Source organism: Vibrio sp. 1078-1, assembly GCF_033340475.1.
The window spans coordinates 23,630-50,296 of the sequence record NZ_JAWOWM010000022.1 but is presented as its reverse complement, the minus strand read 5'-3'; the positions used below and the strand labels follow the sequence as shown (position 1 = coordinate 50,296).

24 protein-coding genes and 2 tRNA genes are annotated in these 26,667 nt (G+C 44.7%); 13 read left to right on the top strand and 13 right to left on the bottom strand.

Translation table 11 applies throughout. The features are described from left to right. Window positions 1-2: 2 nt before the first annotated feature. From R7190_RS23515 to lolB, 6 genes are all read right to left on the bottom strand, one after another. Window positions 3-76 (bottom strand) — tRNA-Met (locus tag R7190_RS23515). 284 nt (window positions 77-360) lie between these two features. Further along, on the bottom strand, window positions 361-1,452 hold the full coding sequence (gene ychF, locus R7190_RS23510; RefSeq protein WP_005393178.1) for a redox-regulated ATPase YchF: 1,092 nt from the start codon (window positions 1,450-1,452) through the stop codon (window positions 361-363). Between the two features lie 10 nt (window positions 1,453-1,462). Further along, on the bottom strand, window positions 1,463-2,053 hold the full coding sequence (gene pth, locus R7190_RS23505) for an aminoacyl-tRNA hydrolase (RefSeq protein WP_005384112.1): 591 nt from the start codon (window positions 2,051-2,053) through the stop codon (window positions 1,463-1,465). A 151-nt stretch (window positions 2,054-2,204) separates the two neighbouring features. After that, complete coding sequence (locus tag R7190_RS23500; protein WP_005393176.1) at window positions 2,205-3,149, bottom strand: ribose-phosphate pyrophosphokinase; 945 nt, start codon at window positions 3,147-3,149, stop codon at window positions 2,205-2,207. A gap of 27 nt (window positions 3,150-3,176) precedes the next feature. Continuing rightward, complete coding sequence (ispE, locus tag R7190_RS23495; RefSeq protein ID WP_064369040.1) at window positions 3,177-4,049, bottom strand: 4-(cytidine 5'-diphospho)-2-C-methyl-D-erythritol kinase; 873 nt, start codon at window positions 4,047-4,049, stop codon at window positions 3,177-3,179. Beyond that, window positions 4,046-4,684 (bottom strand): lipoprotein insertase outer membrane protein LolB, encoded by a 639-nt coding sequence (lolB, locus tag R7190_RS23490; RefSeq protein WP_017634843.1) that lies wholly within the window; start codon window positions 4,682-4,684, stop codon window positions 4,046-4,048. The genes ispE and lolB overlap by 4 nt, the downstream gene beginning before the upstream one ends. Before the next feature lie 134 nt (window positions 4,685-4,818). Between lolB and hemA the strand changes: the two genes are divergently transcribed. From hemA to ybaK, 8 genes are all read left to right on the top strand, one after another. Continuing rightward, complete coding sequence (hemA, locus tag R7190_RS23485; protein ID WP_005384104.1) at window positions 4,819-6,075, top strand: glutamyl-tRNA reductase; 1,257 nt, start codon at window positions 4,819-4,821, stop codon at window positions 6,073-6,075. A gap of 29 nt (window positions 6,076-6,104) precedes the next feature. Next, window positions 6,105-7,193: a peptide chain release factor 1 gene (gene prfA / locus R7190_RS23480; RefSeq protein ID WP_005382222.1), complete on the top strand. Its 1,089-nt coding sequence runs from the start codon at window positions 6,105-6,107 to the stop codon at window positions 7,191-7,193. Window positions 7,194-7,196: 3 nt separating this feature from the next. Then, entirely contained in the window at window positions 7,197-8,051 is an 855-nt protein-coding gene (prmC, locus tag R7190_RS23475; RefSeq protein WP_115385795.1) for a peptide chain release factor N(5)-glutamine methyltransferase, read from the top strand. Between the two features lie 40 nt (window positions 8,052-8,091). Further along, window positions 8,092-8,475: a SirB2 family protein gene (locus R7190_RS23470; RefSeq protein WP_005382225.1), complete on the top strand. Its 384-nt coding sequence runs from the start codon at window positions 8,092-8,094 to the stop codon at window positions 8,473-8,475. Window positions 8,476-8,480: 5 nt separating this feature from the next. Next, the gene (locus tag R7190_RS23465) at window positions 8,481-9,290 is read left to right on the top strand and encodes a SirB1 family protein (protein ID WP_005384098.1); all 810 of its coding nucleotides are present in this window, start codon (window positions 8,481-8,483) and stop codon (window positions 9,288-9,290) included. A 53-nt stretch (window positions 9,291-9,343) separates the two neighbouring features. Further along, window positions 9,344-10,195: a 3-deoxy-8-phosphooctulonate synthase gene (kdsA, locus tag R7190_RS23460; RefSeq protein WP_005384095.1), complete on the top strand. Its 852-nt coding sequence runs from the start codon at window positions 9,344-9,346 to the stop codon at window positions 10,193-10,195. A 220-nt stretch (window positions 10,196-10,415) separates the two neighbouring features. Further along, the gene (ushA, locus tag R7190_RS23455; protein WP_132937040.1) at window positions 10,416-12,098 is read left to right on the top strand and encodes a bifunctional UDP-sugar hydrolase/5'-nucleotidase UshA; all 1,683 of its coding nucleotides are present in this window, start codon (window positions 10,416-10,418) and stop codon (window positions 12,096-12,098) included. A 102-nt stretch (window positions 12,099-12,200) separates the two neighbouring features. After that, window positions 12,201-12,674, top strand: coding sequence for a Cys-tRNA(Pro) deacylase (gene ybaK / locus R7190_RS23450; protein ID WP_005384092.1), 474 nt, complete (start codon window positions 12,201-12,203; stop codon window positions 12,672-12,674). Between the two features lie 64 nt (window positions 12,675-12,738). On the opposite strand, the gene rluF is transcribed toward ybaK, so the two are convergent. From rluF to R7190_RS23435, 3 genes are all read right to left on the bottom strand, one after another. Next, the gene (gene rluF / locus R7190_RS23445; protein ID WP_017634839.1) at window positions 12,739-13,896 is read right to left on the bottom strand and encodes a 23S rRNA pseudouridine(2604) synthase RluF; all 1,158 of its coding nucleotides are present in this window, start codon (window positions 13,894-13,896) and stop codon (window positions 12,739-12,741) included. Between the two features lie 94 nt (window positions 13,897-13,990). Then, complete coding sequence (gene smrA / locus R7190_RS23440) at window positions 13,991-14,572, bottom strand: DNA endonuclease SmrA (protein ID WP_005382233.1); 582 nt, start codon at window positions 14,570-14,572, stop codon at window positions 13,991-13,993. Between the two features lie 132 nt (window positions 14,573-14,704). Then, window positions 14,705-14,845, bottom strand: coding sequence for a DUF3149 domain-containing protein (locus R7190_RS23435; protein ID WP_005382236.1), 141 nt, complete (start codon window positions 14,843-14,845; stop codon window positions 14,705-14,707). Window positions 14,846-15,104: 259 nt separating this feature from the next. Here R7190_RS23435 and R7190_RS23430 point away from each other — a divergent pair. Next, window positions 15,105-15,181: transfer RNA gene (locus R7190_RS23430), tRNA-Pro, on the top strand. Window positions 15,182-15,367: 186 nt separating this feature from the next. Here R7190_RS23430 and R7190_RS23425 read toward each other — a convergent pair. Together R7190_RS23425 and R7190_RS23420 are read right to left on the bottom strand one after the other, a co-directional pair. Then, on the bottom strand, window positions 15,368-15,751 hold the full coding sequence (locus R7190_RS23425; RefSeq protein ID WP_372009610.1) for a hypothetical protein: 384 nt from the start codon (window positions 15,749-15,751) through the stop codon (window positions 15,368-15,370). Window positions 15,752-15,902: 151 nt separating this feature from the next. Further along, a complete protein-coding gene (locus R7190_RS23420) occupies window positions 15,903-16,775 on the bottom strand; it encodes a TraB/GumN family protein (RefSeq protein WP_054576682.1) in 873 nt (290 codons plus the stop codon). A 494-nt stretch (window positions 16,776-17,269) separates the two neighbouring features. Here R7190_RS23420 and R7190_RS23415 point away from each other — a divergent pair, with 494 nt between their 5' ends. Together R7190_RS23415 and R7190_RS23410 are read left to right on the top strand one after the other, a co-directional pair. Then, window positions 17,270-19,921, top strand: a complete 2,652-nt coding sequence (locus R7190_RS23415; protein ID WP_186584436.1) for a beta-N-acetylhexosaminidase — start codon at window positions 17,270-17,272, stop codon at window positions 19,919-19,921. Between the two features lie 439 nt (window positions 19,922-20,360). Continuing rightward, window positions 20,361-21,053 (top strand): oligogalacturonate-specific porin KdgM family protein, encoded by a 693-nt coding sequence (locus tag R7190_RS23410; RefSeq protein ID WP_005382004.1) that lies wholly within the window; start codon window positions 20,361-20,363, stop codon window positions 21,051-21,053. Between the two features lie 65 nt (window positions 21,054-21,118). Here the strand turns inward: R7190_RS23410 and R7190_RS23405 are convergent, their stop codons facing one another. Both R7190_RS23405 and R7190_RS23400 read right to left on the bottom strand, forming a co-directional pair. After that, window positions 21,119-21,568 carry a DUF411 domain-containing protein gene (locus R7190_RS23405; protein WP_318137615.1) on the bottom strand — a complete coding sequence of 150 codons (450 nt, stop codon included), beginning with the start codon at window positions 21,566-21,568 and terminating at the stop codon, window positions 21,119-21,121. Window positions 21,569-21,589: 21 nt separating this feature from the next. Then, complete coding sequence (locus R7190_RS23400; protein WP_186584435.1) at window positions 21,590-24,286, bottom strand: heavy metal translocating P-type ATPase; 2,697 nt, start codon at window positions 24,284-24,286, stop codon at window positions 21,590-21,592. Window positions 24,287-24,764: 478 nt separating this feature from the next. On the opposite strand from R7190_RS23400, the gene chiP reads away from it, so the two are divergent. Together chiP and R7190_RS23390 are read left to right on the top strand one after the other, a co-directional pair. Then, window positions 24,765-25,886: a chitoporin gene (gene chiP, locus R7190_RS23395; protein ID WP_017819978.1), complete on the top strand. Its 1,122-nt coding sequence runs from the start codon at window positions 24,765-24,767 to the stop codon at window positions 25,884-25,886. Window positions 25,887-26,009: 123 nt separating this feature from the next. Then, window positions 26,010-26,606 (top strand): DUF2057 domain-containing protein, encoded by a 597-nt coding sequence (locus R7190_RS23390; RefSeq protein WP_005382008.1) that lies wholly within the window; start codon window positions 26,010-26,012, stop codon window positions 26,604-26,606. Window positions 26,607-26,667 lie beyond the last annotated feature (61 nt).

The window sequence follows — 26,667 nt, the reverse complement described above, 5'->3', positions numbered from 1 at the left end:
GGTGGCTACGACGGGATTCGAACCTGTGACCCCATCATTATGAGTGATGTGCTCTAACCAGCTGAGCTACGTAGCCAAAACCGTATTTTTTGTTCTCAACGCTTTGTTGCCTTGTCGTTGGGAACGGCGCGCATTATGCGAAGTTGAGTGAGATCCGTCAACAGTTTTTTTTAATAAATTTCGGAAAAAACCTCGTTCGCTTCCTTTTTAAACAAAGAGGCGTGTTTATGATCTAAAACTGGAAATAAATTAGCTTGCAGTTAGGTAATTTATTTTTGCTCATTTACTTAAGGTATTAAAAAAGCCAGCTTAGCAGCTGGCTTTTAGTGTAAATGAAGTGTTTAGAATTCATTCATTTAATTAAACATTGAAGCGGAAGTGTACAACATCACCATCTTTTACGATGTAGTCTTTACCTTCTAGACGCCATTTACCTGCGTCTTTTGCGCCATTTTCACCATTGAATTGGATGAAATCGTCGTAACCGACTACTTCTGCACGAATAAAGCCTTTCTCGAAGTCAGTGTGGATCTTACCTGCCGCCTGAGGTGCAGTTGCACCAACAGGGATTGTCCAAGCACGTACTTCTTTAACACCTGCTGTGAAGTAGGTGTGTAGAGTCAGTAGTTCGTAACCAGAGCGAATTACACGGTTTAGGCCCGGCTCTTCGATCCCCATATCTGCTAGGAATTCTTCGCGATCTTCATCTTCCAGTTCAGATAGTTCAGATTCGATAGCCGCACATACAGGTACAACGACATTGTTTTCTTTTTCTGCGAACTCACGAACCGCATCTAGATATGGATTATTTTCGAAGCCATCTTCGTTTACGTTTGCAATGTACATAGTTGGCTTCAGTGTTAGGAAGTTTAGATAGCCGATTGCTGCTAACTCTTCTTTAGATAGCTCAACCGTGCGTGCCATGCCGCCTTCAGTTAGTACTGGTAACAGTTTTTCTAGTACGGTTAGTTCAAATTTTGCGTCTTTATCGCCGCCTTTTGCCTTCTTCGCGTTACGTTGAATCGCTCGCTCACAAGAATCTAGGTCAGCCATTGCAAGTTCAAGGTTGATCACTTCGATATCTTCAATAGGTGAAACTTTACCTGAAACATGAACAATGTTTTCGTTTTCAAAACAACGTACAACGTGGCCAATCGCGTCTGTTTCACGGATGTTAGCTAGGAATTTGTTACCTAAACCTTCACCACGTGATGCACCAGCAACAAGACCAGCGATGTCCACGAACTCCATCGTCGTTGGAAGAACTCTCTGTGGGTTAACGATCTTAGCTAGTGCGTCTAGACGTAGATCTGGCACAGGAACCACACCAGTGTTTGGTTCAATGGTACAGAACGGGAAGTTTGCTGCTTCGATACCCGCTTTAGTTAGTGCGTTGAACAGAGTTGATTTACCTACGTTAGGTAGACCAACGATGCCACATTTAAAACCCATGATAGTAACCTTATTCAGCTTTGAACGTGTGGAGGCGATTTTGTGCTTTAGATAGGCCATCCTTAATCAGGATATCTAGACAACGAACAGCCTCATCAGCTGCTGCATCTAAAAGCTCTTGCTCTTTAGCTGGCGCTTTACCTAATACAAAACCCGCCACTTTATCTTTGTGTCCCGGATGACCAATGCCAATACGAAGACGATAAAAATCTTTGTTATTGCCCAGTTTGCTAATGGTGTCACGCAGACCGTTGTGTCCACCGTGACCCCCACCTTTTTTAAACTTAGCGACACCTGGCGGTAAGTCTAGCTCGTCATGAGCAACCATGATCTCTTCAGGTTTAATTTGATAAAATTTCGCAAGCGCTGCGATCGATTTACCTGATAGATTCATGAAGGTGGTTGGGATAAGCAAACGGAGATCCTGGCCATTGACCATAATGCGTCCTGTTAGACCAAAAAACTTTGGTTCGTTCTTCAGTGTAACGTTGTGAACGCGTGCTAATTCTTCTACAACCCAAGCGCCCGCATTGTGACGAGTTCTGGCGTATTCTGGTCCTGGATTAGCAAGACCAACAAGAAGTTTGATTTGTTGACTCAAGGTTAGGATCTCTCTGGAATCTCAAAAAGCGCAGTATGATAGCACAGAAAACTCGCGGTGGGCGACCAAGGGATTTTCTAGTTATCAGTACAAATAAAAAAACACCCCAAAGAGGGGTGCTTTTGAAATCAGTGTAACTGAAATGTTCGTATTAGTTGAACATTGCAGAGATTGACTCTTCGTTGCTGATACGACGAATCGCTTCAGCCAGCATGCGAGATAGGCTTAGTGTTGTCACTTTACCTGTTGCAGCCATCTCTTTAGACAGAGAGATAGAGTCAGTTACGATAACTTGGTCAAGAACTGAGTTCTTGATGTTATCCGCAGCGTTGCCTGAGAATACTGCGTGAGTAGCGTAAGCGAATACACGCTTAGCACCGCGCTCTTTTAGTGCTTCAGCTGCTTTACATAGTGTGCCACCTGTGTCGATCATGTCATCAACGATCACACAGTCACGACCTTCAACATCACCGATTAGGTTCATTACTTCAGAAACGTTTGCACGTGGACGACGCTTATCTACGATTGCGATGTCGATGTCGCCTAGTGCTTTTGCTGTTGCACGAGCACGAACAACGCCACCTAGGTCAGGAGATACCACTACAGGGTTATCTAGACCGCGAGCCTGCATATCTTCAAGTAGCACTGGCGTGCCGAAGATGTTGTCTACAGGTACATCGAAGAAGCCTTGAATTTGCTCTGCGTGTAGGTCGATAGTTAGAACGCGGTCAACACCAACGTTAGATAGGAAATCAGCAACAACTTTTGCAGTAATTGGCACACGCGCAGAACGTACACGACGGTCTTGGCGAGCGTAGCCGAAGTAAGGGATAACTGCAGTGATACGGCCTGCTGAAGCACGGCGCATTGCATCAATCATAACAACCAATTCCATTAGGTTGTCGTTAGTCGGTGCACAAGTGGATTGAATGATGAAAACATCGCTACCACGAACATTCTCATTGATTTGAACTGCAACTTCGCCATCAGAAAAGCGAGAAACAGATGCATCACCAAGAGAGATGTAAAGACGATCAGCAATACGTTGGGCTAGTTCAGGTGTTGCGTTACCAGCAAATAGCTTCATATCAGGCACGGTGGAAACCTCGGGTTTGCGTCCAGTTTAAATAGGTCGGTGTGAGGCTGATTGGTATTCAGCCAAAGTCTCTTTTAATGGCGAAATATTGCGCCCTTGAGCGATAAATGCCGAGACTTTATCAGAGAGTTGTGCAAGGATAGTTTCTGCTTCAGATTTGCTCGAAAATTCAGCAAAAACGCAAGATCCTGTCCCCGTCAATCTTGACGGCGCGTATTGTAGCAGCCAAGAAAGTTGCTTATCAACCTCTGGGTAGAGCATTCGTACAATTTTTTCGCAATCGTTTACGCTTGGCGTATTTAAAAGTGTTTCTAGATCTCGTTTTGGGGTGTTTCGCGTCAGATCTGGATGACAAAAAACGTCGACGGTTGCAATAGATACATTCGGTCTGACGACTAAATACCATTTTTCTTCGGGATAAGCAGGAGAGAGTTTTTCACCAACACCTTCAGCAAAAGCTGCAAATCCGCGCACAAATACGGGCACGTCTGCGCCTAGTTTTAAACCTATTTCAGCCAGTTCGTCGTCAGTTAGATTCAGTTGCCATAAGTAATTCAGTGCCACTAATGCTGTAGCTGCATTCGATGAGCCCCCACCAATGCCTCCACCCATAGGCAGCACTTTCTGTAGCTCAATATGCGCGCCAAAAGGGCAGTTTGAGTAAGTTTGAAGCGCGGTTGCTGCTTTCCAAATTAAATTGTCTTGAAGGGGCACACCTTCTATGTCTGGAGAAATCGTAATATCACCAGAATGGTTCGCTTGAATGGTGAGCTCATCGCCGTGATCGACGAATTGGAATAAGGTTTGTAACTCGTGGTAGCCATTCTCTGTACGGCCGTTGATATATAGAAAGAGATTCAATTTCGCTGGTGATGGCCAGCGTGTTGAAAGTTCAATCATTGGGTGATGTTCCATTTTGTGATCACTAGATTTATTTTGACATCAGCTGTGGTGAGTTTCAGCTTATTTGGCAGAGGGAGAGACTGTTCATGCCATTGAACGTCGCCATATCGTTGATATGCAATGCTCCAATCATTTAAACCAATTTGTTTGTTTAACGCTTGCAGTGTATTGGTTGGAGACAGTTGGAATTTGTCGGCATCGGTCGGTAGACCTAATAGCCAGTCAGGCATGTGATCGACGGGCATCATCAACCCTGTAAGACGGTAAATCAGCTGGTTAGCACTGCGAGAAGAAAGGACCTGATCATCGTAAGTTTCTACTGTGGCGCCTTGTGGGGTGATGGTGAGCTTTAATGCCGTTTGTCCGAGAATCGTTGTTAAACGCAACTGGCTTAGTGCTGAAGAATGTTTCCAGTAGAAGTTTAAATTTTGTCTTTGGTCTGGGCCAATATAACCAAGTTTCCCCGTTGCTTGAAAATCTTGGATGGTTTCGAGTCGCTGCTCATGAGCTTGCCATTCAACGCTGGTAACACTTTCAGGAACGGACGAACAACCAGCGAGCAGTAAGCTCGACAAGAAAAAAAGAATAAAGGAGCGTAACGTCATGTTTGATGGCTTATTAATCAGTTTCATCGGGAATCGCTCACAACTATAGCATTGAAAAGTCGCACTTAGGAAAACAAATCCGGCTTACCCTTTCAATAAATGCGTGCTTACAGTAAAATTCTGGACCTATTTTATAACCTATCCCAGAGATACCACGTTAGATGTCCTTGCTTGCTATTGGAATTAATCACAATACAGCGTCTGTCGACTTGCGAGAGAAGGTGGCGTTTGGTCCGGATAAACTCGGCCCTGCACTCGAGCAACTTAGAGAGCACGAAGCAGTTAACGGCAGTGTGATTGTTTCAACCTGTAACCGAACTGAGTTGTACTGCGATGTTAAGCAAGGAGCGCGAAACAAGTTGATCGATTGGCTTGCTCAATTTCATCAAGTGAGCCGCGAAGATTTAATGCCGAGTTTGTATGTTCATGAAGAGCAAGCAGCAATAAAGCATTTGATGCGCGTATCGTGCGGTCTTGACTCTCTGGTGTTGGGTGAGCCTCAAATTTTGGGGCAGGTAAAGCAAGCATTTTCTGACTCGCGAGATCATCAAGCCGTCGATGCCTCGATTGATAAACTGTTTCAAAAGACGTTCTCAGTCGCCAAACGGGTAAGAACAGAGACAGATATTGGTGGTAATGCCGTGTCCGTGGCTTATGCGGCATGTACACTGGCAAAACATATTTTTGAGTCGTTATCAGATTCAACCGTGCTTTTGGTTGGTGCGGGTGAGACGATTGAATTGGTCGCGAAGCATTTAGCGTCCAACGGTTGCACAAAAATGATTGTCGCGAACCGCACTAAAGAGCGCGCGCAAGGCTTAGCGGACCAATTTGGCGCAGAAGTGATCAGTTTGAACGAAATTCCTGAACATTTGGCGAAAGCGGATATTGTGATTAGCTCAACGGCGAGCCCATTGCCTATTATTGGCAAAGGTATGGTCGAAACGGCTCTAAAGCAGCGCCGGCATCAACCTATCTTGTTGGTCGATATTGCGGTGCCGCGAGATGTAGAGTCGGAAGTCGGTGAACTGAACGACGCATATCTGTATTCTGTTGATGACTTGCAATCTATCATCGACAGCAACATTGAGCAGCGTAAAGTCGAAGCGATTCAAGCTGAAGCGATTGTTAGTGAAGAAAGCGCTGCATTTATGACATGGTTGCGTTCACTGCAAGCCGTCGATAGTATTCGCGACTATCGCAAATCAGCCAACGAAATTCGTGAAGAGTTACTGAGCAAAAGTTTGCAATCTTTAGCGGCAGGCGCAGATCCGGAGAAAGTGCTGCGCGAGCTGAGTAATAAACTCACCAACAAACTGATTCACGCTCCAACTCGCGCATTGCAAAGTGCAGCAGAGCAAGGCGAACCAGCAAAATTAACGATTATCCGCCAAACACTTGGCTTGGATGATCTATAACTCACGCTTTTTATTAAGAAAACGACACTATGAAAGCCTCTATTCTGACTAAGCTAGAAACGCTAGTAGAACGTTACGAAGAAGTTCAACATCTTCTTGGTGATCCTGATGTAATTGGAAATCAGGACAAATTCCGTGCTCTATCAAGAGAGTACTCTCAGCTAGAAGAAGTAACCAAGTGCTTCCAAGCTTATCAACAAGCACAAGAAGATCTTGTCGCCGCTGAAGAGATGGCAAACGAAGACGACGAAGAAATGCGTGAAATGGCGCAAGAAGAAATCAAAGAAGCGAAAGCGACGATTGAGCGTCTTACTGATGAGTTACAGATTCTTCTTCTGCCAAAAGATCCGAACGATGATCGTAACTGTTTCCTAGAAATTCGTGCAGGTGCGGGTGGCGACGAAGCGGGTATCTTCGCGGGTGATCTATTCCGTATGTACAGCAAGTACGCAGAAAAGCGTGGTTGGCGTATCGAAGTGATGTCTTCTAACGAAGCAGAACACGGCGGTTACAAAGAGATGATCGCGAAAGTAAGCGGCGACGGTGCATACGGCGTGTTGAAGTTTGAGTCAGGCGGTCACCGTGTACAGCGTGTTCCAGCAACAGAGTCTCAAGGTCGTGTGCATACTTCTGCTTGTACAGTAGCAGTAATGGCGGAAATCCCTGAAGCGGATCTGCCAGAAATCAAAGCCGCAGACCTGAAAATCGATACGTTCCGTGCATCTGGCGCGGGTGGTCAGCACGTTAACACCACGGATTCTGCAATCCGTATTACCCACTTACCAACGGGTACGGTAGTAGAGTGTCAGGATGAGCGTTCACAGCACAAGAACAAAGCGAAAGCAATGGCGGTTCTTGCTGCTCGTATCGTTCAAGCGGAAGAAGAGCGTCGTGCCGCAGAAGTGTCTGATACACGTCGTAACCTTCTAGGTTCTGGTGACCGTAGTGACCGTATTCGTACCTACAACTACCCACAAGGTCGTGTGTCTGATCACCGTATCAACCTGACCATCTATCGTTTGAACGAAGTGATGGAAGGTGACCTGCAGAGCTTGATTGATCCTGTGATTCAAGAGCACCAAGCAGACCAACTTGCGGCGCTCGCAGAGAACGGCTAATCGATGAGCCAAGTTCAATCGATTGAGCAAGCACTGAAAAGTGCGACGGCGAAACTGGCAGAAGGCGGCAAAGAGTCGCCTTCTCTCGATGCAGCTGTACTCCTTTGCCATGTCCTTGGCAAACCACGAACTTACCTGCTGACCTGGCCAGAAAAAGCATTAGAAGCAGAGCAAAAATCTCAGTTTGACGCTCTACTTGAACGACGTTTAACTGGTGAACCCGTCGCTTATATTATTGGTGAGCGAGAGTTTTGGTCTCTACCGTTCAAAGTTTCTCCCTCTACCTTGATCCCAAGACCGGATACAGAACGTTTGGTCGAGGTTGCACTCGATAAAACCTACGAGCAAACTGGGCCTATTTTAGATCTTGGAACGGGTACGGGAGCTATCGCCATCGCGCTTGCATCTGAAATGCCAAAGCGTCAAGTGACGGGCGTAGACCTTAAGCAAGAAGCGAAAGCACTTGCAGAGTACAATGCTGAGCAGCTAAACATCAAAAATGTGACCTTTGCTCAAGGCAGTTGGTTTGAGCCTATTACAGAAGGTACGAAGTTTGCTTTAATTGTCTCCAACCCGCCATATATTGATGAAAAAGATCCACATTTATCCCAAGGTGATGTGCGCTTTGAGCCAAAATCTGCATTAGTTGCTAAAGAGAATGGCTTAGCTGATATTCGTTATATCTCGGATCTTGCTCGTCAGTATCTTGAAGTGGGCGGTTGGCTGGCATTTGAACATGGTTATGATCAAGGTGAGGCGGTGCGTGAGATAATGCGTGGCTTTGGTTACCAACAGGTCGTTACGGAAAAAGATTACGGTGGTAACGATCGAGTAACGCTCGGTTGTTTTGCCTGTTAATCACGGAAGTCAGCAAACACTAACTAAAAAGAGAAGAAAAATGTACGTAGCTCTAAAACACATACACTTAGTGACGATTGCGCTCAGCGCGACACTATTATCGATCCGATTCGTGTTAATGATGATGAACTCACCGAAGCGAAATAATCGCTTTTTGAAAGTGTTTCCCCACATCGTTGATACTGCATTGCTAGTGTCAGGTATCGCGCTTATTTTCATTACTGGTTTCATCCCGTTTACCGATGCCGCACCGTGGTTAACAAACAAAATCACCTGCGTACTGGCGTACATTGCGCTTGGATTCTTCTCATTGAAACTTGCGAAAAACAACCTACTGAAGATATTTGGCTTTTTCGGCGCATTGGGTTGGTTGGTCATGGCTGCAAACATTGCTGTGTCTAAGAGCCCTACGTTATTTGGATAGACGTCATGTTAGAGTTTTTTGACGAAGATTTTGACAATATACCGTTGGTGGAAGGTGCGCTTGAGCTCAACAAAGCGATTAACCCAGAAACCAAAGTACATTGGGCGAAACAAGAGTTAGAGCGTCTTTACAAAGATGCAGAAGCCACGCTTGTTCATGAAACCGATGAAGAGCAACGATTTGATGCATTCCTACGACTGTTTTTCCACGAGTGGGGGTTCAAAGGCGACGAGCAGGAATACTTTATTTCGGACAACAGCTTCATCGATAAAGTGTTGGAGCGCAGAAAAGGTATTCCTGTGAGCTTAGGTTCGATTTTGTTATACCTAGGCAAAAAGCTGGGGTTCCCGTTGAAGGGAGTTACTTTCCCTACTCAGTTCCTGTTAAAAGTCGACTGGATGCATAAGAAGCCAGACTACATCAACCCATTTAATGGTGAGTATGTAGGTGAAAGGATTCTTCAAGCTTGGCTTATTGGCCAGGAAGGACCGCTAGCTCAGCTAAAGCCTGAACATTTTGAGGAAGCTGACAACCCAACAATTATTGGTCGCTGGTTGGCGTTGATTAAAAGTGCGATGTTGCGCGAAGAGCATTATACGCTGGCATTACGTTGTACGAATCTTGCTCTAACGTTTGTGCCAGATGACCCATACGAAATTCGTGACCGTGGTTTTATTTTCCAACAGCTAGAGTGCCCTCAAGTAGCGGTATCAGATTTTCAGTACTTTATTGACCAATGCCCTGACGATCCGGCTTCTGAGCTACTAAAATCACAAGTTAATGTGATGAGTGAAACGCACGTCACACTTCACTAATTTTATCGATGTGCCGAACTGTGGCGTATCGTGGACAGAAAAAGAGAATCAAAATGGAACAGAAAATCGTTAATATCGGCGACATTCAGGTTGCTAACGACAAGCCATTCACCCTATTTGCAGGTATGAACGTTCTTGAGTCTCGTGATCTTGCGATGCAGATCTGTGAGCACTACGTAAAAGTAACGGAAAAACTTGGTATTCCTTACGTATTTAAGGCGTCGTTTGACAAAGCAAACCGCAGTTCTGTTCATTCATACCGTGGTCCAGGTCTGGAAGAAGGTATGAAAATCTTTCAGGAGCTGAAAGACACTTTTGGTGTAAAGATCATCACGGACGTTCACACTGAAGCGCAAGCTCAACCTGTCGCTGACGTGGTAGACGTTATTCAGCTTCCTGCATTCCTAGCTCGTCAAACTGACCTTGTTGAAGCTATGGCCAAAACAGGTGCGGTTATCAACGTGAAGAAACCTCAATTTATGAGCCCTGGTCAAGTGGGTAACATCGTTGAGAAGTTCGCAGAATGCGGTAACGACAAGATCATCCTATGTGAGCGCGGTTCTTGCCACGGTTACGATAACCTAGTTGTAGACATGCTTGGTTTTGGTGTGATGAAAAATGCTTCGAAAGGTAGCCCAATCATCTTTGACGTAACGCACTCACTACAAATGCGTGACCCATCAGGCGCAGCATCTGGCGGCCGTCGTGAGCAGACAGTTGAGCTTGCAAAAGCGGGTCTAGCGACAGGCATCGCAGGTCTATTTATCGAAGCGCACCCAAACCCAGACCAAGCGCGTTGTGATGGCCCATCTGCACTGCCTCTAGACAAGTTAGAGCCATTCTTAGCACAAATGAAATCGCTTGATGATCTAATCAAGAGCTTTGCAGATATCGATATCAAGTAAACGCCAGATGACTGGTGGTAACAAATACTATAGCCAACCGAGTGTTGGCTATTTTTTTATCTGAAAAACTGTAAATTCTCAAACTTGTTACTGATGAATTTGTTATTGCTAAACAATGCATCATAATTATTAAATCAATGTGTTAGGGTGCACGTGGTTTTCAAATAGATCGAATGCTTAAAATGTGCGTCAGTAATCCCAATAAGAAAAAGGTAAATAAATGAATCAGCGTCTGATGATCAAAACTGTTTTGAGTGCCGCTATCTTGGCCTCGTTAGCTGGGTGTGCTACGCAACCTGCACCAGAATGGAATGCCGATACAACCTATAAATTGACCGTGTTGCACACTAACGATCATCATGGTCGCTTTTGGCAAAATCGATACGGTGAATATGGCATGGCGGCGCGTAAAACGTTAATCGATGATTTGCGCGAAGAAATACAGGCTGAGGGGGGGAGCGTGTTATTGCTTTCTGGTGGTGACATCAACACAGGAGTACCTGAGTCTGATTTACAAGATGCCGAGCCGGATTTTAAAGGCATGAGCAAAATTGGTTACGATGCGATGGCTCTAGGTAATCATGAGTTTGATAATCCATTGGACGTGCTATTCAAGCAGCAAGAGTGGGCAAACTTTCCGATGTTGTCTGCCAATATTTACGATAAAAATACTGGCAAGCGTTTATTCCAACCATACGCGATGTTTAACAAGCAGGGCATTAAAATTGCGGTCATTGGTCTTACAACCGAAGACACAGCGAAACTTGGCAACCCTGAATTCATTGAACAAATTGACTTCCGTGACCCAAAAGAAGAAGCCAAGAAGCTGATTGCAGAACTGAAAGAAACAGAGTATCCAGATCTGATTTTTGCTGTCACGCATATGGGACACTATGAAAATGGTAATAGAGGCATCAATGCTCCTGGCGATGTGGCGTTAGCTCGTTATTTGAATGACGGCGATCTCGACATGATCGTTGGAGGACACTCACAAGAACCTGTGTGCATGGAAGGTCCAAACGTTATCAAAAAGAACTTTAAACCAGGTGATGAATGTCAGCCCGATAAACAAAATGGTACCTTTATTGTTCAGGCACATGAGTGGGGGAAATATGTGGGACGCGCCGATTACGAGTTTCGTAATGGCGAACTCTCGATGGTGAGCTACGATCTAATCCCTGTAAACTTGAAAAAGAAAGTTAAAGTTGATGGTCAGTCGCAACGAGTCTTGATCCAAGAAGAGATTAAACAAGACGAAATGATGCTTGAGTTTCTTCGTCCTTATCAAGAAAAAGGTCAGGGCAAACTAAACGTGAAGATTGCAGAATCTAACGGTAAGCTTGAGGGTGACCGCAATGTGGTTCGTTACCAGCAAACAAACTTAGGCCGATTAATTGCAACGGCTCACATGGAACGTGCGAAAGCAGATTTCGCCGTAATGAATTCTGGTGGTGTTCGAGATTCGATTGCTGCGGGTGATATTACTTATAAAGACGTGCTCACTGTTCAGCCATTTGGCAATATGGTTTCTTACGTTGATATGACGGGTAAAGAGGTATTAGATTATCTAAATGTCGTTGCAACTAAGCCTGTTGACTCTGGTGCTTATGCACAGTTTGCCGGCATTGCGATGAGTATCAATAATGGTGAGGTAACCAATGTGTTTATTGGTAATAAGCAACTTCGCTTAGATGGTAATTACCGCTTTACCGTACCAAGCTATAATGCTGCTGGTGGAGATGGTTACCCTAAAATCGACGATCATCCAGGGTATGTAAATACAGGTTTTACCGATGCTGAGGTTTTGAAGGATTATTTAGAAACACATAGCCCTATTGATGTTAATGAGTATGCCCCTTCAGGTGAAATCACGTATTTAGTTGATACGGCGATTGATCAGTAACCCAACAGAGAAAAAGCGATTGACTCAAACTCGCTGATATCATTAACTAAAAGCGCAGATCCAATTCAATCTGCGCTTTTTGTTTTTATGAGGAGAATCTTGATGACTCCGGCCATTAATCTTGCGAAAAAGAAAAAAATTCCACACACGATTCATCAGTATGAGCATGACCCTAGAGCCGATAGTTATGGCTTGGAGGCTGCTGAAGTACTGGGGCAGGATCCGAAAACAGTATTTAAAACCTTGCTGTTCTGCTTGAACGGGGAGCCAAAGAACCTTGCGGTTGCGATTATCCCTGTTGACCAAAAGCTGAACCTAAAACTGGCGGCGAAAGCAGCGAAGGGCAAAAAGGCCGATATGGCTGATCCGGAAATCGCCCAAAAGACCACAGGTTATGTCGTTGGTGGAATTAGCCCACTAGGGCAGAAGAAAGCCTTACCTACTTTTTTGCACGAAAGCGCAGCAGAGCAAGACAAAATCTGTGTGAGTGCTGGTAAACGTGGTTTAGAAATTGAGTTAGCCCCGAGAGATTTGCTGAGCTTAACTCGTGGTCAGTTTGCACCTCTTTGTTTGTAAACTCATGACAAATAAAAAGGACGCTCATGAGCGTCCTTTTTTGATCTTGCCTGTCAGTGAAGCGTTACTTCTTCAGACTCAATGTACCACCAGTGCGTTTAGCTGGTTTGCTTGGTTTCGCGGCATTTGGGTTCATGTAATGCTGCTTAGGCTTACTCAGTGATTGAGGCTTGTTTGCTGAATGCGTATTGCTCGATGCATCTGGTTTACGGTGCGATTTACCATGCTCGCCTTGCGGTCTGCTGCGTTCACCTTGTGATTTCGCTTTGTAATGTTCTTTAGCTGGACGTCCGCCTTCATCATCACGCTGACGACGCTTTTGTTGACCTTTTTTCGAGTTTGGTGCATGACGGAATTCATCAGCATTGTTACCGCGGAAAGTTCGTGTCTTCTGGTTACGACGAGCAGTAGAATCTTGGTTTTCTTCACGGCTATCAAACAGCTTCGCGTCGGTCGCTTTACGAATGTTGCGACCTCTAGAGTCTGTTTTTGATGCTTCTTCTGTACCTACCGAGCCTTCACACATTGCTAGGATCTCTGCCACTTCTTCGTCACTTAGATAACGCCATTTCCCATTGGGAATACCATCAAGAGAGATATTCATGATGCGTACGCGACGCAGCTTGAATACTTCATAGCCCAGCGCTTCACACATGCGACGGATCTGACGGTTAAGTCCTTGAGTGAGCACAATACGGAAAGAGAATTTAGTTTCTTTCGTTACCTTACAAGGTAGGGTGACTGTGTCGAGAATCTTAACGCCACTCGACATCTGTTTGAGAAACTCGCCTGTAATTGGCTTGTCCACGCGTACGACGTACTCTTTTTCGTGGCTGTTGCCTGCGCGAAGGATTTTGTTCACGATGTCGCCATCGTTGGTCAAAAAGATCAGACCATCAGAGGGTTTGTCTAAGCGGCCGATCGGAAAGATACGTTTTTGGTGGCCGATGAAATCAACGATGTTTCCAGGGACGTCTCTCTCAGTTGTACAGGTGATGCCTGTTGGTTTATTGAGAGCGATATAAATCGGCTTCTCTTTTGCTGCCACTGGCTTACCATCCACACAAACATCATCACCAGGTAGCACTTTTGTCCCCATTTCAGGTTTGTTGCCATTAATGGTGACACGGCCTTGCTCAATCAGTCTGTCTGCTTCACGGCGTGAGCAAAACCCCGTTTCACTGATGAATTTATTTAATCGTTTAGCGTTGTCTTGTGACATTTTTGTCTCCTAACGTTTCACAACGGCGAATGAAGCTCCCTTCCTTTAAGGGGAAGGAAGAATAAGGGCGGGCATTCTAGCATTAGGGTGAAATTTAGCCTAACCGTTTTTGGTGACGTTCGCGGGTTTCTAATTTCTTTTCCGCACTTTTTCTAAGTAGGACGTAAACGGCTCCAGTTCCACCGTGAAAGCGTTGCGCACTATGGACGCATTGGACTTCCTTTATTTGTCGTAGCCAACTGCTAACAAAGCTTTTCATCATTGCAGGTGGATTTGAGCGTTCTCCTCGACCATGGACGATAACGACCGTTCTAATGTCCATTGATAGGCATTGCTTTAAAAACGTCACGACTTCATCACGTGCTTCTTTCAATGTTTTACGGTGCAAATCCAAGCGAGCTTGGATTGGATACTTACCAAGGCGAAGTTTGCGGTAAACCCCGTCCTGTACACCATCACGTTTGAACTCAACAAAGTCCTCTGGCTTGAGCATTTCAGCGTGATCAAGTGATAGGTATTCTGGGTCATCTTCCGTTAACCAGATTGCTGCTTCGCGTTTTGCGAGCTGTGCTTCTGTTACTTGGTGTACTTTTTTGTGTTCGGTGGTGTCTTGAGTGATTGGCTTTACATCGCCCATCATCTGTTGAAATAGATCAAAATCGTCGTCGTGAGACATAGCAGTAATCTCATTAAGAACAGGGAAGAATAATAGGATTATATCAATGAGTGGTGCATTGAGATCAAATAAAAAACCGGAGTAGGCAAGTAACCGACTCCGGTGCAAAGCGTTTCTAGAGCTAAGCGAGATCTAGTGAGGAGATTTGTCGTTCATGATCTTGTATATGAAGAAACCGCCGTAAAATAACATCAGACCAATTGCCCCAAAAATTACTATCATTGACGATAGACCCACTGCATTACCAAATAGGAGATCAAGCCAAAAGTCCATACGTTTCCTCCAAGATGTTCCCGACAGGAATAAACTAAATGGCGGTGTCTTGTTGCACACTGATCTGGATCAATTATGTTGCTAAGGTTAATAAACTGTATTTTGTTGTGAGTTATCAGTCACATTTTACGTGCTAGTGTTCAGTTATTCATCAAACGAATTAAGACCTAAGGTTTTTTTGTAAAAAGCACTTGCGCCACAGTTCAGAATCCGTAATATACGCATTCGTTGACGGGGACAATTCCTCAGTTAAACATCTCGGTGAATAGCGCAGCTTGGTAGCGCATCTGGTTTGGGACCAGAGGGTCGGGGGTTCGAATCCCTCTTCACCGACCACTTTTAGAAAGCCTGCTCAATGAGCAGGCTTTCGTCGTTTTTAGCGCTAGTAATTTTAGACTTCAATAGTATCGAATCAAATTGGGGTTCGCCTGATGTTCGAATATGGCACTTCACCGACACGTATTGAGAGGAAGGCTCTACAGAAATGTAGGGCCTTTTCATTTTTTAGAGTGAGTAAATTTATTACTTGATGTCACACGAGATAGTATTGATAGGAGTTTCAGAAGTAGTGAAGCAGACATAAGCGGTCTTTGGGTGATTTGGACCAATCTTGACGTAACCCGCTTTTAAATCGTCTTCATCAAACGTTACTGAGTGAGATTTGCTTGTATTTCCATCATAGTAAACCGCTTCAAAGCCTTGGTTCATCATATGTGCAACGCGATTTCGAGTGTGGGCTGTTGAAAACGTGATGTTCGCGCAACGCATCATTGGTTTTTCGGTAATAAGAAATTGACCACTCTCTTTATCTAAAACACCGCCTTTTACTTCCGGAGTTATATCAATAGCTTGAAAAGATTCTACGTTGCATGGCGGTTTAGCATAAGACAGCGAAGAAGTGAGCATAATTCCAATCGTGTATAGGAATAAATATTTAAATTTCATATGAGTTGTTTTGTATCCACTTAGCTTAACGGCGTTTTATAAGAAAGTTTGAATGAATTTTAAATGGTTGTATTTAAATAATTATATTTAAATGGCATTTTTCAAACAATCACTAGATATCACAATTTGCTTGGCGCGTCTTACCCAGTGGTTTGATGTTAAATCCCCGATTTTTAAGCAGTTCAATCAGGTTATCTTTACCTACTAAATGCAAGCCACCAACAACAACGGTGTAACGACCCGATTGCTGAGGTAGAACACTGCCAGTGTCGAGTTTTTTAGCCCAATCTCGATTACGCTCGTATAAAAAGGCTTGGTTAAACTCTTCTGTTGTATGATCGGTCAAAGAGGCTTCGACCAACATGCTACCATCACCACTCTTCCAACTCTCTATCAAGCATTGAACCAACTCTTCTCCGCCATCATATTCTTCAATTGATGAGAGAAGTATCTCTTTACCGCCTTCTGATTGACCTGCGATTAAATCGATTTGGAATTGCACGGACTCTAGTGGAATGACCGGGATTTGCTTTTTATCAGCGAGTCCTATTAAGTGCATGTCGACCCCTTTATCAGAGACATACCCCAGTTTGTTGACTAAAGCGAGTTGGATGGTGAATGCGGCCATCCAAGGTGGGGAATTTAGGAGTTGAGTTTCTGGCAAACCTAAATCTTGGGCAATTTCAATTAAGTGGCGACGTTGAGCTCTGTCTAAAACATCTTTAGAAAGAATGGTTGTTTGTGGGTAAACCAAGCCTTCAGAATTCCTGACGTCTGCTTCAATAATCAACCCTGTGCTTTGGCTTAAATGCTGGATGACCGTTCTAGGGAGTGGGTACATCGTTTTATCCCCCACATGTACCGAGCCAATAATCATAAGTTCGGTTTCCCCTTTTTTTGCTAACCAATGCTGTGGCTCTGCATAAGATGAAAAAGGAGTCAAAGTAACAAGTAGAGATGATATGAGCGTCAAGAGACGAAACATAGAATGGTCCTCAGATAAGATACCTTTAAACTTTATACGCAAAATAGCGTGAGGTTAAGTGCAATTTCTCCAGTGGGGTATTCGACAAAATCGTCATTTCTAAAAATATTGACGAGTTTTGACGACGAATAAATGAGAGTCACTTCACGAAAGGTAAATAGGTAATTCGCTTACTAATGGCTCACAAAATAATTAGGCGTGATCCAAATCTTACAAAATCAGTCGTAACTCATGAATATAAGTGACCTAGATCGCAGCAAACTCGTCAAAACAAGTTGTTCGATTTTGACGTGTATTGTAACTCCATGAAAATTAGGTTTTTATTATTTTTTCTGAGTGTCATTTTTTGAACTGGATCACTTCCTATTTCTATTTATTTTACGCTTAGAAATAACAGGTTGTATGTTGAATGTAACGGTTAGGCACCTCGCATTTGAGGGGCCGAGATTTTTATCATTGTCGTTTTGAACCACTGACTTTTTTGGGGAAGTAAGATGTTTAAACCTAGTCTGATTGCTGTTTCTGTTATCACTACATTAGCAGGTTGCTCTGCGCTGCAAAGCTCTGAACAACAAGTTGTAAATTCGTTGGCTAATAATCTTGATATTCAATACCAAGTGTTGACTAACCACGGTGCAAACGAAGGTCTTGCTTGTCAGGACTTAGGGGCTGAGTGGGCGTCTTGTAACAAGGTAAACATGACGCTGGTTAACCAAGGTGAAGCGGTTGACTCAAAAGATTGGGCTATTTACTTCCATAGCATTCGTCTGATTCTGGATGTTGAAAACGAACAGTTTAAAATCTCTCGCGTAACGGGTGATCTACACAAACTAGAACCAACAGATAAGTTTGATGGTTTTGCTGCGGGTGAAGAGGTTGTGCTTCCTCTTGTTGCTGAATACTGGCAGCTATTTGAAACTGACTTCATGCCAGGCGCTTTCGTTGCTGCACCAAATGCAGAGCCTAAGATGATCGCTTCTCTTAACACAGAAGACGTTGCATCTTTCGTGACTGGCCTTGAGGGTAACAACCTAAAACGTACGCCAGATGACAACAACGTATTTGCGAGCGCTGTGTCTCGTTTCGAGAAGAACGAAGATCTAGCAAAACAAGACGTATCAACCACGTTACTACCAACGCCAATGTCTGTTGAAGCAGGTAAAGGTACGGTAGATATCGCGGCGGGTATTGCGCTGCCTAAAGACGCATTCGATGCGGCTCAATACGCAGCAATTCAAGGTCGTGCAGAAGTGGTAGGTGTGGATGTTCGTGGTGATCTTCCTGTAAGCATCACTGTTGTTCCTGCAGACTTCACCGGTGAATTGGCAAAATCTGGTGCTTACGAAATGAGCATCAAAGGCGACGGTATTGCGATTAAAGCGTTTGACCAAGCAGGTGCTTTCTACGCAGTACAATCTATCTTTGGCCTGGTAGATAGCCAAAATGCTGATTCTCTACCACAACTGTCTATTAAAGATGCGCCGCGTTTTGATTACCGTGGTGTGATGGTGGACGTGGCTCGTAACTTCCACTCTAAAGACGCGATTCTTGCAACGCTTGACCAAATGGCCGCGTACAAGATGAACAAACTACACCTTCACCTAACGGATGATGAAGGCTGGCGTTTAGAAATCCCGGGTCTGCCAGAGCTGACTGAAGTGGGTGCTAACCGTTGTTTCGATTTGGAAGAGAAAAGCTGTTTACTGCCTCAGCTTGGCTCAGGTGCAACGACAGACAACTTTGGTTCTGGCTTCTTCAGCAAAGCAGACTACGTGGACATCTTGAAGTACGCGAAAGCGCGTAACATCGAAGTGATTCCTGAAATCGATATGCCAGCACACGCTCGTGCAGCAGTGGTATCAATGGAAGCACGTTACGACCGTCTAATGGAAGAAGGTAAAGAAGCAGAAGCGAACGAGTACCGCCTGATGGATCCTCAAGATACATCGAACGTAACGACGGTTCAGTTCTACAACAAGCAAAGCTTCATCAACCCATGTATGGAATCTTCAACTCGCTTTGTTGATAAAGTGATTTCAGAAGTAGCAGCAATGCACCAAGAAGCGGGCACGCCGCTAACAACATGGCACTTTGGTGGTGACGAAGCGAAGAACATCAAGCTAGGCGCTGGTCTGCAAGACATCAACGCAGAAGACAAAGTAAGCTGGAAGGGTAACATTGATTTGTCTAAGCAAGACAAGCCATTCGCACAGTCACCACAATGTCAGACGTTAATTGCAGACGGTACGGTAAGCGATTTTGCTCATCTACCAAGCCACTTTGCAGAAGAAGTGTCGAAGATGGTGGCAGAGAAAGGCATTCCAAACTTCCAAGCTTGGCAAGATGGCCTTAAGTACAGTGAAGGTGAGAAAGCGTTCGCAACAGAAAACACGCGTGTTAACTTCTGGGACGTTCTTTACTGGGGTGGCACATCATCAGTGTACGAATGGTCTAAGAAAGGTTACGACGTTATCGTTTCTAACCCAGACTACGTATACATGGACATGCCGTACGAAGTTGACCCGAAAGAGCGTGGTTACTACTGGGCGACGCGTGCAACAGATACTCGTAAGATGTTTGGTTTTGCACCAGAGAACATGCCTCAGAACGCAGAAACCTCTGTAGACCGCGATGGTAACGGCTTCACTGGTAAAGGTGAAATCAAAGCGAAACCTTTCTATGGTCTATCAGCACAGCTGTGGTCTGAGACAGTACGTAACGACGAGCAATACGAGTACATGGTATTCCCTCGCGTACTGGCAGCCGCTGAACGTGCATGGCACCGTGCTGATTGGGAAAACGACTACAAAGTGGGTGTTGAATACTCGCAAAACTCTAACCTAGTAAACAAAGCTGCGCTAAACCAAGACTACAACCGCTTTGCGAACGTACTTGGCCAACGCGAACTGGCTAAGCTAGAAAAAGCGGGTATCGACTACCGCCTACCTGTACCAGGCGCGAAAGTTGAAGAGGGTAAACTGGCAATGAACGTTCAGTTCCCGGGTGTGAAGCTTCAATACTCTCTAGACGGCAAGAACTGGCTAACTTACGCAGATAGTGCTCGTCCAAATGTGAAAGGTGAAGTGTTTATCCGTTCCGTGTCAGCAACCGGTGAGAAAGCAAGTCGAGTGACCAGCGTGAAATAACTCAATTCTTGTAAGTTAATTTTTTGGCAAAGCCTCAACATCATGTTGGGGCTTTCTTTATTTTTTGAGGAAATTAAGCGTGATCGATGTCTAATTATTTTTCATTGATAAATAAGTTTTTGGTTGCAATGGTCAAGGTTATTGTGAACTGGATCGACTTAATCTGCTAAATATCAATAAACAACCTGTTTATGATCACACTTCTATTTTTTGAATAATTTTATAAAAATACGATAAGTGCCTGTATTTCCCATGTTTTTATCAGGGTTGTTGAGCTTCGGTTTGAACAAGATCACTTTTTAAAATGTTTTATTTTCCATCGCGAATTAATTAAAACAATATTGCGAACGCCAAGGAGGCACATTCCAAAGTTTGCGATAAAAGGGAAGAGATGCCCTCTAAAACTATCGCATAACGTGAATAAATAAAGGCAGTAATTATGAAAAACATTTTTGCACTGAGTGCTCTTTCTCTCGCTTTCGCTTCTAGCGCTTTTGCTGGTTCTTCTTACGTAACAGGTAATGTTCAATTCCACGATGATGGTCGAATTCATGGTTCGGACGTTACGTCTACACTGGAAGCTGGTCATACTTTTGATAACCAATTCGGCGGCTTTACGGTTTACACCGAATTTGATGGTATTCAGTTGGGTAAACTGGAAACAGAAAACGGTGGCGCAGGTAACACAACACCAGCAATCACTGTGGGTGGTGAGCAGTCATTTAATATTACCGATCATTTATGGGTTGCCGCGGGTTACCAACACCTGTTCTCTGCTGGCGAGAATGTACAGTACCGTCCATTGGTTAAGATCGGTTACAACTTCGATAACGGCATCTCCTTAAGTAACCGTACTCGTGCGCACATTGATGCGACAGACGCAGATGCGGATACAGATTACCGCATGGACAACCGCATCGGTTACGTGATGAATGAGGATGTGACGCTAAGCTACAACAACGTCTACATGATTGAAGCGGAAACCATGGACCACGAGCTTCGTGCAACGTGGACTCGTAAAGGTGTTCAACCTTACTTTGAGTTCCGTAGTCAAGCACACGGTGCAGAAAACGCGAGTGGTGACAGCCTAGTGAATAACGCTTTTGTATTTGGTGCCTCTTACGGCTTCTAATTTTATATTTGTCTTAACTGTCCATTAAGAAAAAGCCCAGCGGTTTATCTCGCTGGGCTTTGTTTTTATTGGTCGTTGCCTTCGTGGTGGCTATATTCGAACACTTGGCCTTTTTCGTTAAAGGCGTAAACGGTGTAGCTGTCTTTTTTGTCGCCATATTCCATACCAGGGGAGCCCATTGACATGCCCGGTACTGATAGGCCTTTTGCGTTACGTGGTGGATTTTTCAAAAACGCTTTAATGTCTTCGGCTGGAATGTGACCTTCGAACAGATAGCCGTTGATCTCTGCCGTGTGGCAAGAGTAAAGCTGTTCGTTCTTGATGCCTAGATCGCGTTTGATGGCGTTCATGTCATCGTGCAATTTTTCTTCGACCGTAAAGCCGTTCTCTTCCATGTGTTTTGTCCATTCTCCACAACAGCCACAGTATGGCGATTTATGGTTAATGACATCGGCTGCCAATACGTTGGCGGACACGGTCGCAAGCATTGCAAAGGTCAATAGTTTCAACTTCATAATACCCTCAAAAAGAAGTGGTTATTTTACTGAAAACAGTCGTAGTCGATTTGCATTACTAACGACAGTAATTGAAGACAGTGCCATTGCCGCTCCTGCGACAACAGGACTGAGCAAAAATCCAAACGCTGGATAAAGCACACCAGCGGCAACTGGAATACCCAACGAGTTGTAAACAAAGGCTCCAAATAGGTTTTGCTTCATGTTCTTAAGTGTAGCGCGAGAGAGTTCAATCGCATGTACTACCGCCATTGGTGACGTGTTCAGGATGGTCATTTGCGAACTTTCAATGGCGACATCACTGCCGCTACCCATAGCAATACCGAGGTTGGATAACGCGAGAGCAGGGGCGTCGTTAATGCCATCCCCCACCATTGCCACGACATGTCCTTGAGATTGAAGTTGCTCAATGTGCTGAGCTTTCTCATCTGGCATTACTTGGGCAATCACTTCATCAATACCAAGTTCTTGGCCGATAGCATTGGCAACGTGTTGGTTATCGCCCGTCAGCATTACCGTTTTGATGCCTTGCGATTTTAATGCAGAGAGCGCTTGTTTCGCATCTGATTTGATCGGGTCGGCAATGGCGATCAGACCGATCAGTTCGCCGTTCAATGCCACAGCTACCGGAGTCCACGCATTTTTTGCGCATTCATCGATGGCAGATTTTAGTGCGCTAGTCTCGACGTTCTCTGCTTGCATAAATTGAAGCGAACCAATGAGCAGCGGTTTATCTTGATACGTCGCCAAAATGCCGCGCCCGCGAACGTTCTCAAACTTGTCTAATGAGACATCCTTTGCGTCGTGTCGTTTGGCGTAATCACATACCGCTTTTGCCAGTGGGTGCTCAGACTGACGCTCTGCTGCATACGCTAAAGCCAATAGATCTTCTTGGCTGGTGGCGTGAGTAAACACTTGCTGAACGCTAGGTTTACCTTGGGTAAGCGTGCCAGTTTTGTCGAATACAATCGTGTCGACTTTGCTTGCCAATTGAAGGGCGTCGGCGTCTTTGATCAGAATGCCGAGCTCTGCGGCTTTACCCACTCCCACCGTGACAGAAAGTGGGGTTGCTAAGCCTAGAGCGCAAGGGCAGGCGATGATCAGGACGGTTGTGGTGACCACCAGCATATAACTCGCTTTTGGCTCTGGGCCAACGGCAAACCAAACGAGTGCGGCCAGTATTGCTATGCCAACAACGACAGGGACAAACACCGATGAAATCTGGTCTGCCAGTTTCGCGATGGCTGGCTTACTGCTTTGCGCTGTGCGCACCATGCGGATGATACGAGCCAGCATGGTATTTGCGCCAATGCCCGTTGCCTCAATGACTAATCCACCATCGGTATTTAATGTCCCAGCAGACACTTGAGCCTCTTGCGCTTTTAACACTGGTACTGGTTCACCAGTGAGCATCGACTCATCAATGTATGATTCACCTTGAATCACAACACCATCAACAGGCACTTTCTCGCCTGGTTTGATACGCAGTTTCATGCCTAGCGTGATTTGCTCAACCGCGATTTGTTGATCGCCTTGTTCCGTGATTACCGTAGCTTGCTGAGGTTGCAGGTTAATCAGAGCTTGCAATGAGCGTGTTGTGTTTGCTTTGGCTTTTGCTTCTATATAGTGACCAAGAGAAATTAAGCCGATGATCATTGCACTCGCTTCAAAGTACACGTGGCGTGAAGCAAGAGGGAACCAGTCTGGGAAAATCACCACAAGCATCGAATAGAACCACGCTGCGCCAGTACCGAGCGCGACTAACGTGTCCATGGTGGCGCGCTTGTGAGTAGCTGCTAACCAAGCGTTACTGAAGAAGTGTTTCCCCGCTGTGGCAAGAAGGAGTAAACATACGATACCGATCGCGCCCCAAGCTAATTGGTCGTTGGTGTTGCGAATCATCATATTGCCGCCAGCAACGCCCCAAATCATTAAAGGGGCACCGACGACAAGGCCAGCAATAGCATCCAGTTTGAAGCGTTTTTGCTGCTGACGTTGTTGCTGAGCTTGCTTTTCTTGCTGGGTTGCGGCGCCTTGTAGGATCTCTGCTTGGTAACCGGCTTGTTTTACCGATTCAACAATTGCGTTAAGGAGGTCATCAGAGTCTTGGCTTGCGAATATTAGTGCGCTTTGTTCTGCAAGGTTGACCTGTGCTTTCTCAACGCCTTCTACGTTAGTAAGTGCTTTCTCTACTGAAGATACGCAACTCGCACACGTCATGCCTTGAATCAGCATTTGCAATTGAATACTCGCTGGTGGCACCTGCGTATCTTTAATATTGCTTTGCTTTTCTACCTGTTCGGTCTCTGGTGAGCTTTCGTTCTCTACTTCAACAGAATCAAGGTTGGCGGTATAGCCGAGTGTTGCTATTAAGTCGATCACTTGTTGCTCGGAGAGGAGGGTACGAATCTCTAAGTGCGTTGTTGAAGCCTCAAAAGAAATAACGTCTTGATTAGATTCTAATAAAGATGAAAGTTTTTTGACGCAACCGCCACAGCTTAAGCCTGAAAGGTTTAGTTCGTAGTGATTTCCTGCTTGGTAACCAAGAGATTCAATCGACGAGACGAGCTCTTTAAGAGAAGACTCGGTTTTGACCTCTACTTGCGTCGGGGACAAATTGAGGATCTCCACATCGTGATTCGCATGTAAAGCATTCTCAACTTTTCTCGCACAGCCCATGCAGTTGAGCCCTGATAAAGGTATAACTAACTGATACATAATCTGCACCTCAATAGTAGTGATGCTATGAGCTTAAACCTTCCTGCAAGGGTAAGGTCAATACCCATTTGCTACTCACAACAATTTCGTCAAAATCTCTCGAATCCCACAAGTGCACGGTCATTTTACTTGCGAGTGATCTCAAGGTTTTTTCTCTTTGAATATAAAGTTCCGTTAAAACACCTAAAAGATGAATGAAGTCGCTCACGTTTTTTAGATGCTCTCAATGTCAGTTCAGTGTCAAAACGTACTTTTAACGTTTTTTATTTTTTATATTTGATTTTAACTAATTGTTTTTTATTGATTTATTTTATTTTTGATCTTCTCATTTTGAAGCCGCTCAGATTGCTGTAGGGAAAGTTTTTTAGTGCGAAAAAAGTTTGTCATATTTGCCCCGTCCAAACACTGTTTCAAGTTCCTGCCATGTCCTAGTTAGTGAATTTGAAAATGGAAAAAACTAAAAATATAGGGGTTTATAATGTCTTACCTAAAGAAAAGCCTACTTGCCACGGCAATTACCGGCATGATGTTCAGTGGTGTTGCATTTGCTGATGGTGCAAACAGTGACGCAGCAAAAGAGTTTCTAACCAAAGATTCATTTTCTTATGAAGTTTACGGGATCATCGCGATGCAGGCCGCGTACCGCGATTACGATTCTGGCAGCAAAGCAACGGACGATGACTTGGGTGGCATGCAGCTAAACAACGAATCTCGTATCGGTTTCCGTGGTAAGAAACAATTTGCTAACTTCGACCCTACTTTTATTTGGCAAATCGAAGGCGGTTATGTAGACCCTAGCTTTGGTGGCGAGGGCGCAGGTCTTGGTGAACGTGACACATTCGTCGGTTTTGAAAGTGCATCTTGGGGGCAAATTCGCCTGGGTCGCGTTTTGACACCTATGTACGAATTGGTTGACTGGCCAGCATCTAACCCTGGCCTGGGCGATGTATACGACTGGGGTGGTGCTATTGGTGGCGCCAAGTACCAAGACCGTCAATCAAACACTATCCGCTGGGACTCTCCAATGTTTGCTGACAAATTCTCCCTAGATATCGCAGCTGGTGCAGGTGATAAAGCAGGTCTAGGTGAAGGGGATGACTACTGGGGTGGTATCGCTGCACACTACAAAATTGGTCCTATCCAGTTAGATGCGGCATATGAAGGTAACCGTAATATCAAGATGGAAAGCCAAACGTGGGAAAACAACACGTACTTGGTAGGGGCACAAGGCTGGTTTGATAACGGAATCTCTTTCTTCGCGCAATACAAATACATGGAGGCGGACGCAAGCAATGGTGTGAGTGAAAAGCAAGATGCAATGTCTGCCGCTATCATGTACACCACGGGTGATTGGCAATACAAACTGGCTTACGCCGCTAACTTTGATCTAGAGCGTGATGGTAAGAAAATTAACGATACAGCGGATGATGTGTTATCAGCACAAGTTATGTATTTCGTAGACCCATCGGCAGTGCTGTACGTGCGTGCTCGTACTCTAGATTTTGGAGACGGTGCGTCTCAATTAGATAAACCAACAGAAGCACGTTGGAAGTCTGCTGACTACGACGAGTTCTCTGTAGGTGTTGAATACTACTTCTAATTAAAGAAGCAGCTAAAAGGGCGGAAACGCCCTTTTTATCTTGATACTTATTCAAATAAGCCTTTGAAATGACTGGCCTGTAAATTTTAGAGGCTTATCTAAATTGGTATAAAGTGAGAAACCATGATGAAAAAAACAACGACACTTCTCGGACTTTGCGCAATGCTTTCAGCGCCAGCTTTTGCTGCTCAACTCACTCTGCAATCTGAATTAGTTCCTCGCGTTCTCAACGGCGAGTTCGTCTACCCTGAGTGGATATCCAAGAACAACAGCATCGAGTTAAAGGATGGGGAAAACCAATTGGCGGTAACGGTTGGACAAATCGTATTTGAAGATGGAAAGCGCCGTAAATTCGATTCGCAGCCGCTGGTATTAGAGTTTGATGCAGAAAAAGACACCGAGCTTTCTCTGACTTATCAAACATTCCGTACTATTGAAGAGGCGAGAGCCTTCGAACTCGATCCTAAAGTGGTATTGAAAGACAAAAACGGAAAAGAAGTGGCATTCTCTATGGTTCAACTTCGTAAAGGTGGTTTGCAAGGTTTTCGTGATTACGAACGAGAAGTTGCCGACTATAATAACGCAATGAATAAAGAATCGACTAAGGCAAGCATTGCGTCTTCTCCAGCGGAAACCAAAACAATCAAAGCATCGTTTAATGAATTGAGCCGTGAAGAGCAGCAAGAATTTATGCAATGGGCAATGCGTAACCTGAAGTAATTTCGTCTCGTGCTTTAACAGTAAATAGCAGGGCTGTGCCTTTTTGGTTCTGCCCTGTTTT

Bases quoted from the DNA above. Each gene is read 5' to 3' on its own strand.
- R7190_RS23410 (WP_005382004.1), top strand. From the start codon at position 20,361: ATGAAAAACATTTTTGCACTGAGTGCTCTTTCTCTCGCTTTCGCTTCT.
- smrA (WP_005382233.1), bottom strand. From the start codon at position 14,572: ATGTCTCACGACGACGATTTTGATCTATTTCAACAGATGATGGGCGAT.
- ushA (WP_132937040.1), top strand. From the start codon at position 10,416: ATGAATCAGCGTCTGATGATCAAAACTGTTTTGAGTGCCGCTATCTTG.
- R7190_RS23400 (WP_186584435.1), bottom strand. From the start codon at position 24,286: ATGTATCAGTTAGTTATACCTTTATCAGGGCTCAACTGCATGGGCTGT.
- ispE (WP_064369040.1), bottom strand. From the start codon at position 4,049: ATGATTGAACTTTCAACACGCTGGCCATCACCAGCGAAATTGAATCTC.
- R7190_RS23420 (WP_054576682.1), bottom strand. From the start codon at position 16,775: ATGTTTCGTCTCTTGACGCTCATATCATCTCTACTTGTTACTTTGACT.
- lolB (WP_017634843.1), bottom strand. From the start codon at position 4,684: ATGAAACTGATTAATAAGCCATCAAACATGACGTTACGCTCCTTTATT.
- kdsA (WP_005384095.1), top strand. From the start codon at position 9,344: ATGGAACAGAAAATCGTTAATATCGGCGACATTCAGGTTGCTAACGAC.
- hemA (WP_005384104.1), top strand. From the start codon at position 4,819: ATGTCCTTGCTTGCTATTGGAATTAATCACAATACAGCGTCTGTCGAC.
- prmC (WP_115385795.1), top strand. From the start codon at position 7,197: ATGAGCCAAGTTCAATCGATTGAGCAAGCACTGAAAAGTGCGACGGCG.
- rluF (WP_017634839.1), bottom strand. From the start codon at position 13,896: ATGTCACAAGACAACGCTAAACGATTAAATAAATTCATCAGTGAAACG.
- R7190_RS23425 (WP_372009610.1), bottom strand. From the start codon at position 15,751: ATGCTCACTTCTTCGCTGTCTTATGCTAAACCGCCATGCAACGTAGAA.
- R7190_RS23435 (WP_005382236.1), bottom strand. From the start codon at position 14,845: ATGGACTTTTGGCTTGATCTCCTATTTGGTAATGCAGTGGGTCTATCG.
- R7190_RS23470 (WP_005382225.1), top strand. From the start codon at position 8,092: ATGTACGTAGCTCTAAAACACATACACTTAGTGACGATTGCGCTCAGC.
- R7190_RS23415 (WP_186584436.1), top strand. From the start codon at position 17,270: ATGTTTAAACCTAGTCTGATTGCTGTTTCTGTTATCACTACATTAGCA.
- ychF (WP_005393178.1), bottom strand. From the start codon at position 1,452: ATGGGTTTTAAATGTGGCATCGTTGGTCTACCTAACGTAGGTAAATCA.
- R7190_RS23390 (WP_005382008.1), top strand. From the start codon at position 26,010: ATGATGAAAAAAACAACGACACTTCTCGGACTTTGCGCAATGCTTTCA.
- ybaK (WP_005384092.1), top strand. From the start codon at position 12,201: ATGACTCCGGCCATTAATCTTGCGAAAAAGAAAAAAATTCCACACACG.
- chiP (WP_017819978.1), top strand. From the start codon at position 24,765: ATGTCTTACCTAAAGAAAAGCCTACTTGCCACGGCAATTACCGGCATG.
- R7190_RS23405 (WP_318137615.1), bottom strand. From the start codon at position 21,568: ATGAAGTTGAAACTATTGACCTTTGCAATGCTTGCGACCGTGTCCGCC.
- R7190_RS23465 (WP_005384098.1), top strand. From the start codon at position 8,481: ATGTTAGAGTTTTTTGACGAAGATTTTGACAATATACCGTTGGTGGAA.
- prfA (WP_005382222.1), top strand. From the start codon at position 6,105: ATGAAAGCCTCTATTCTGACTAAGCTAGAAACGCTAGTAGAACGTTAC.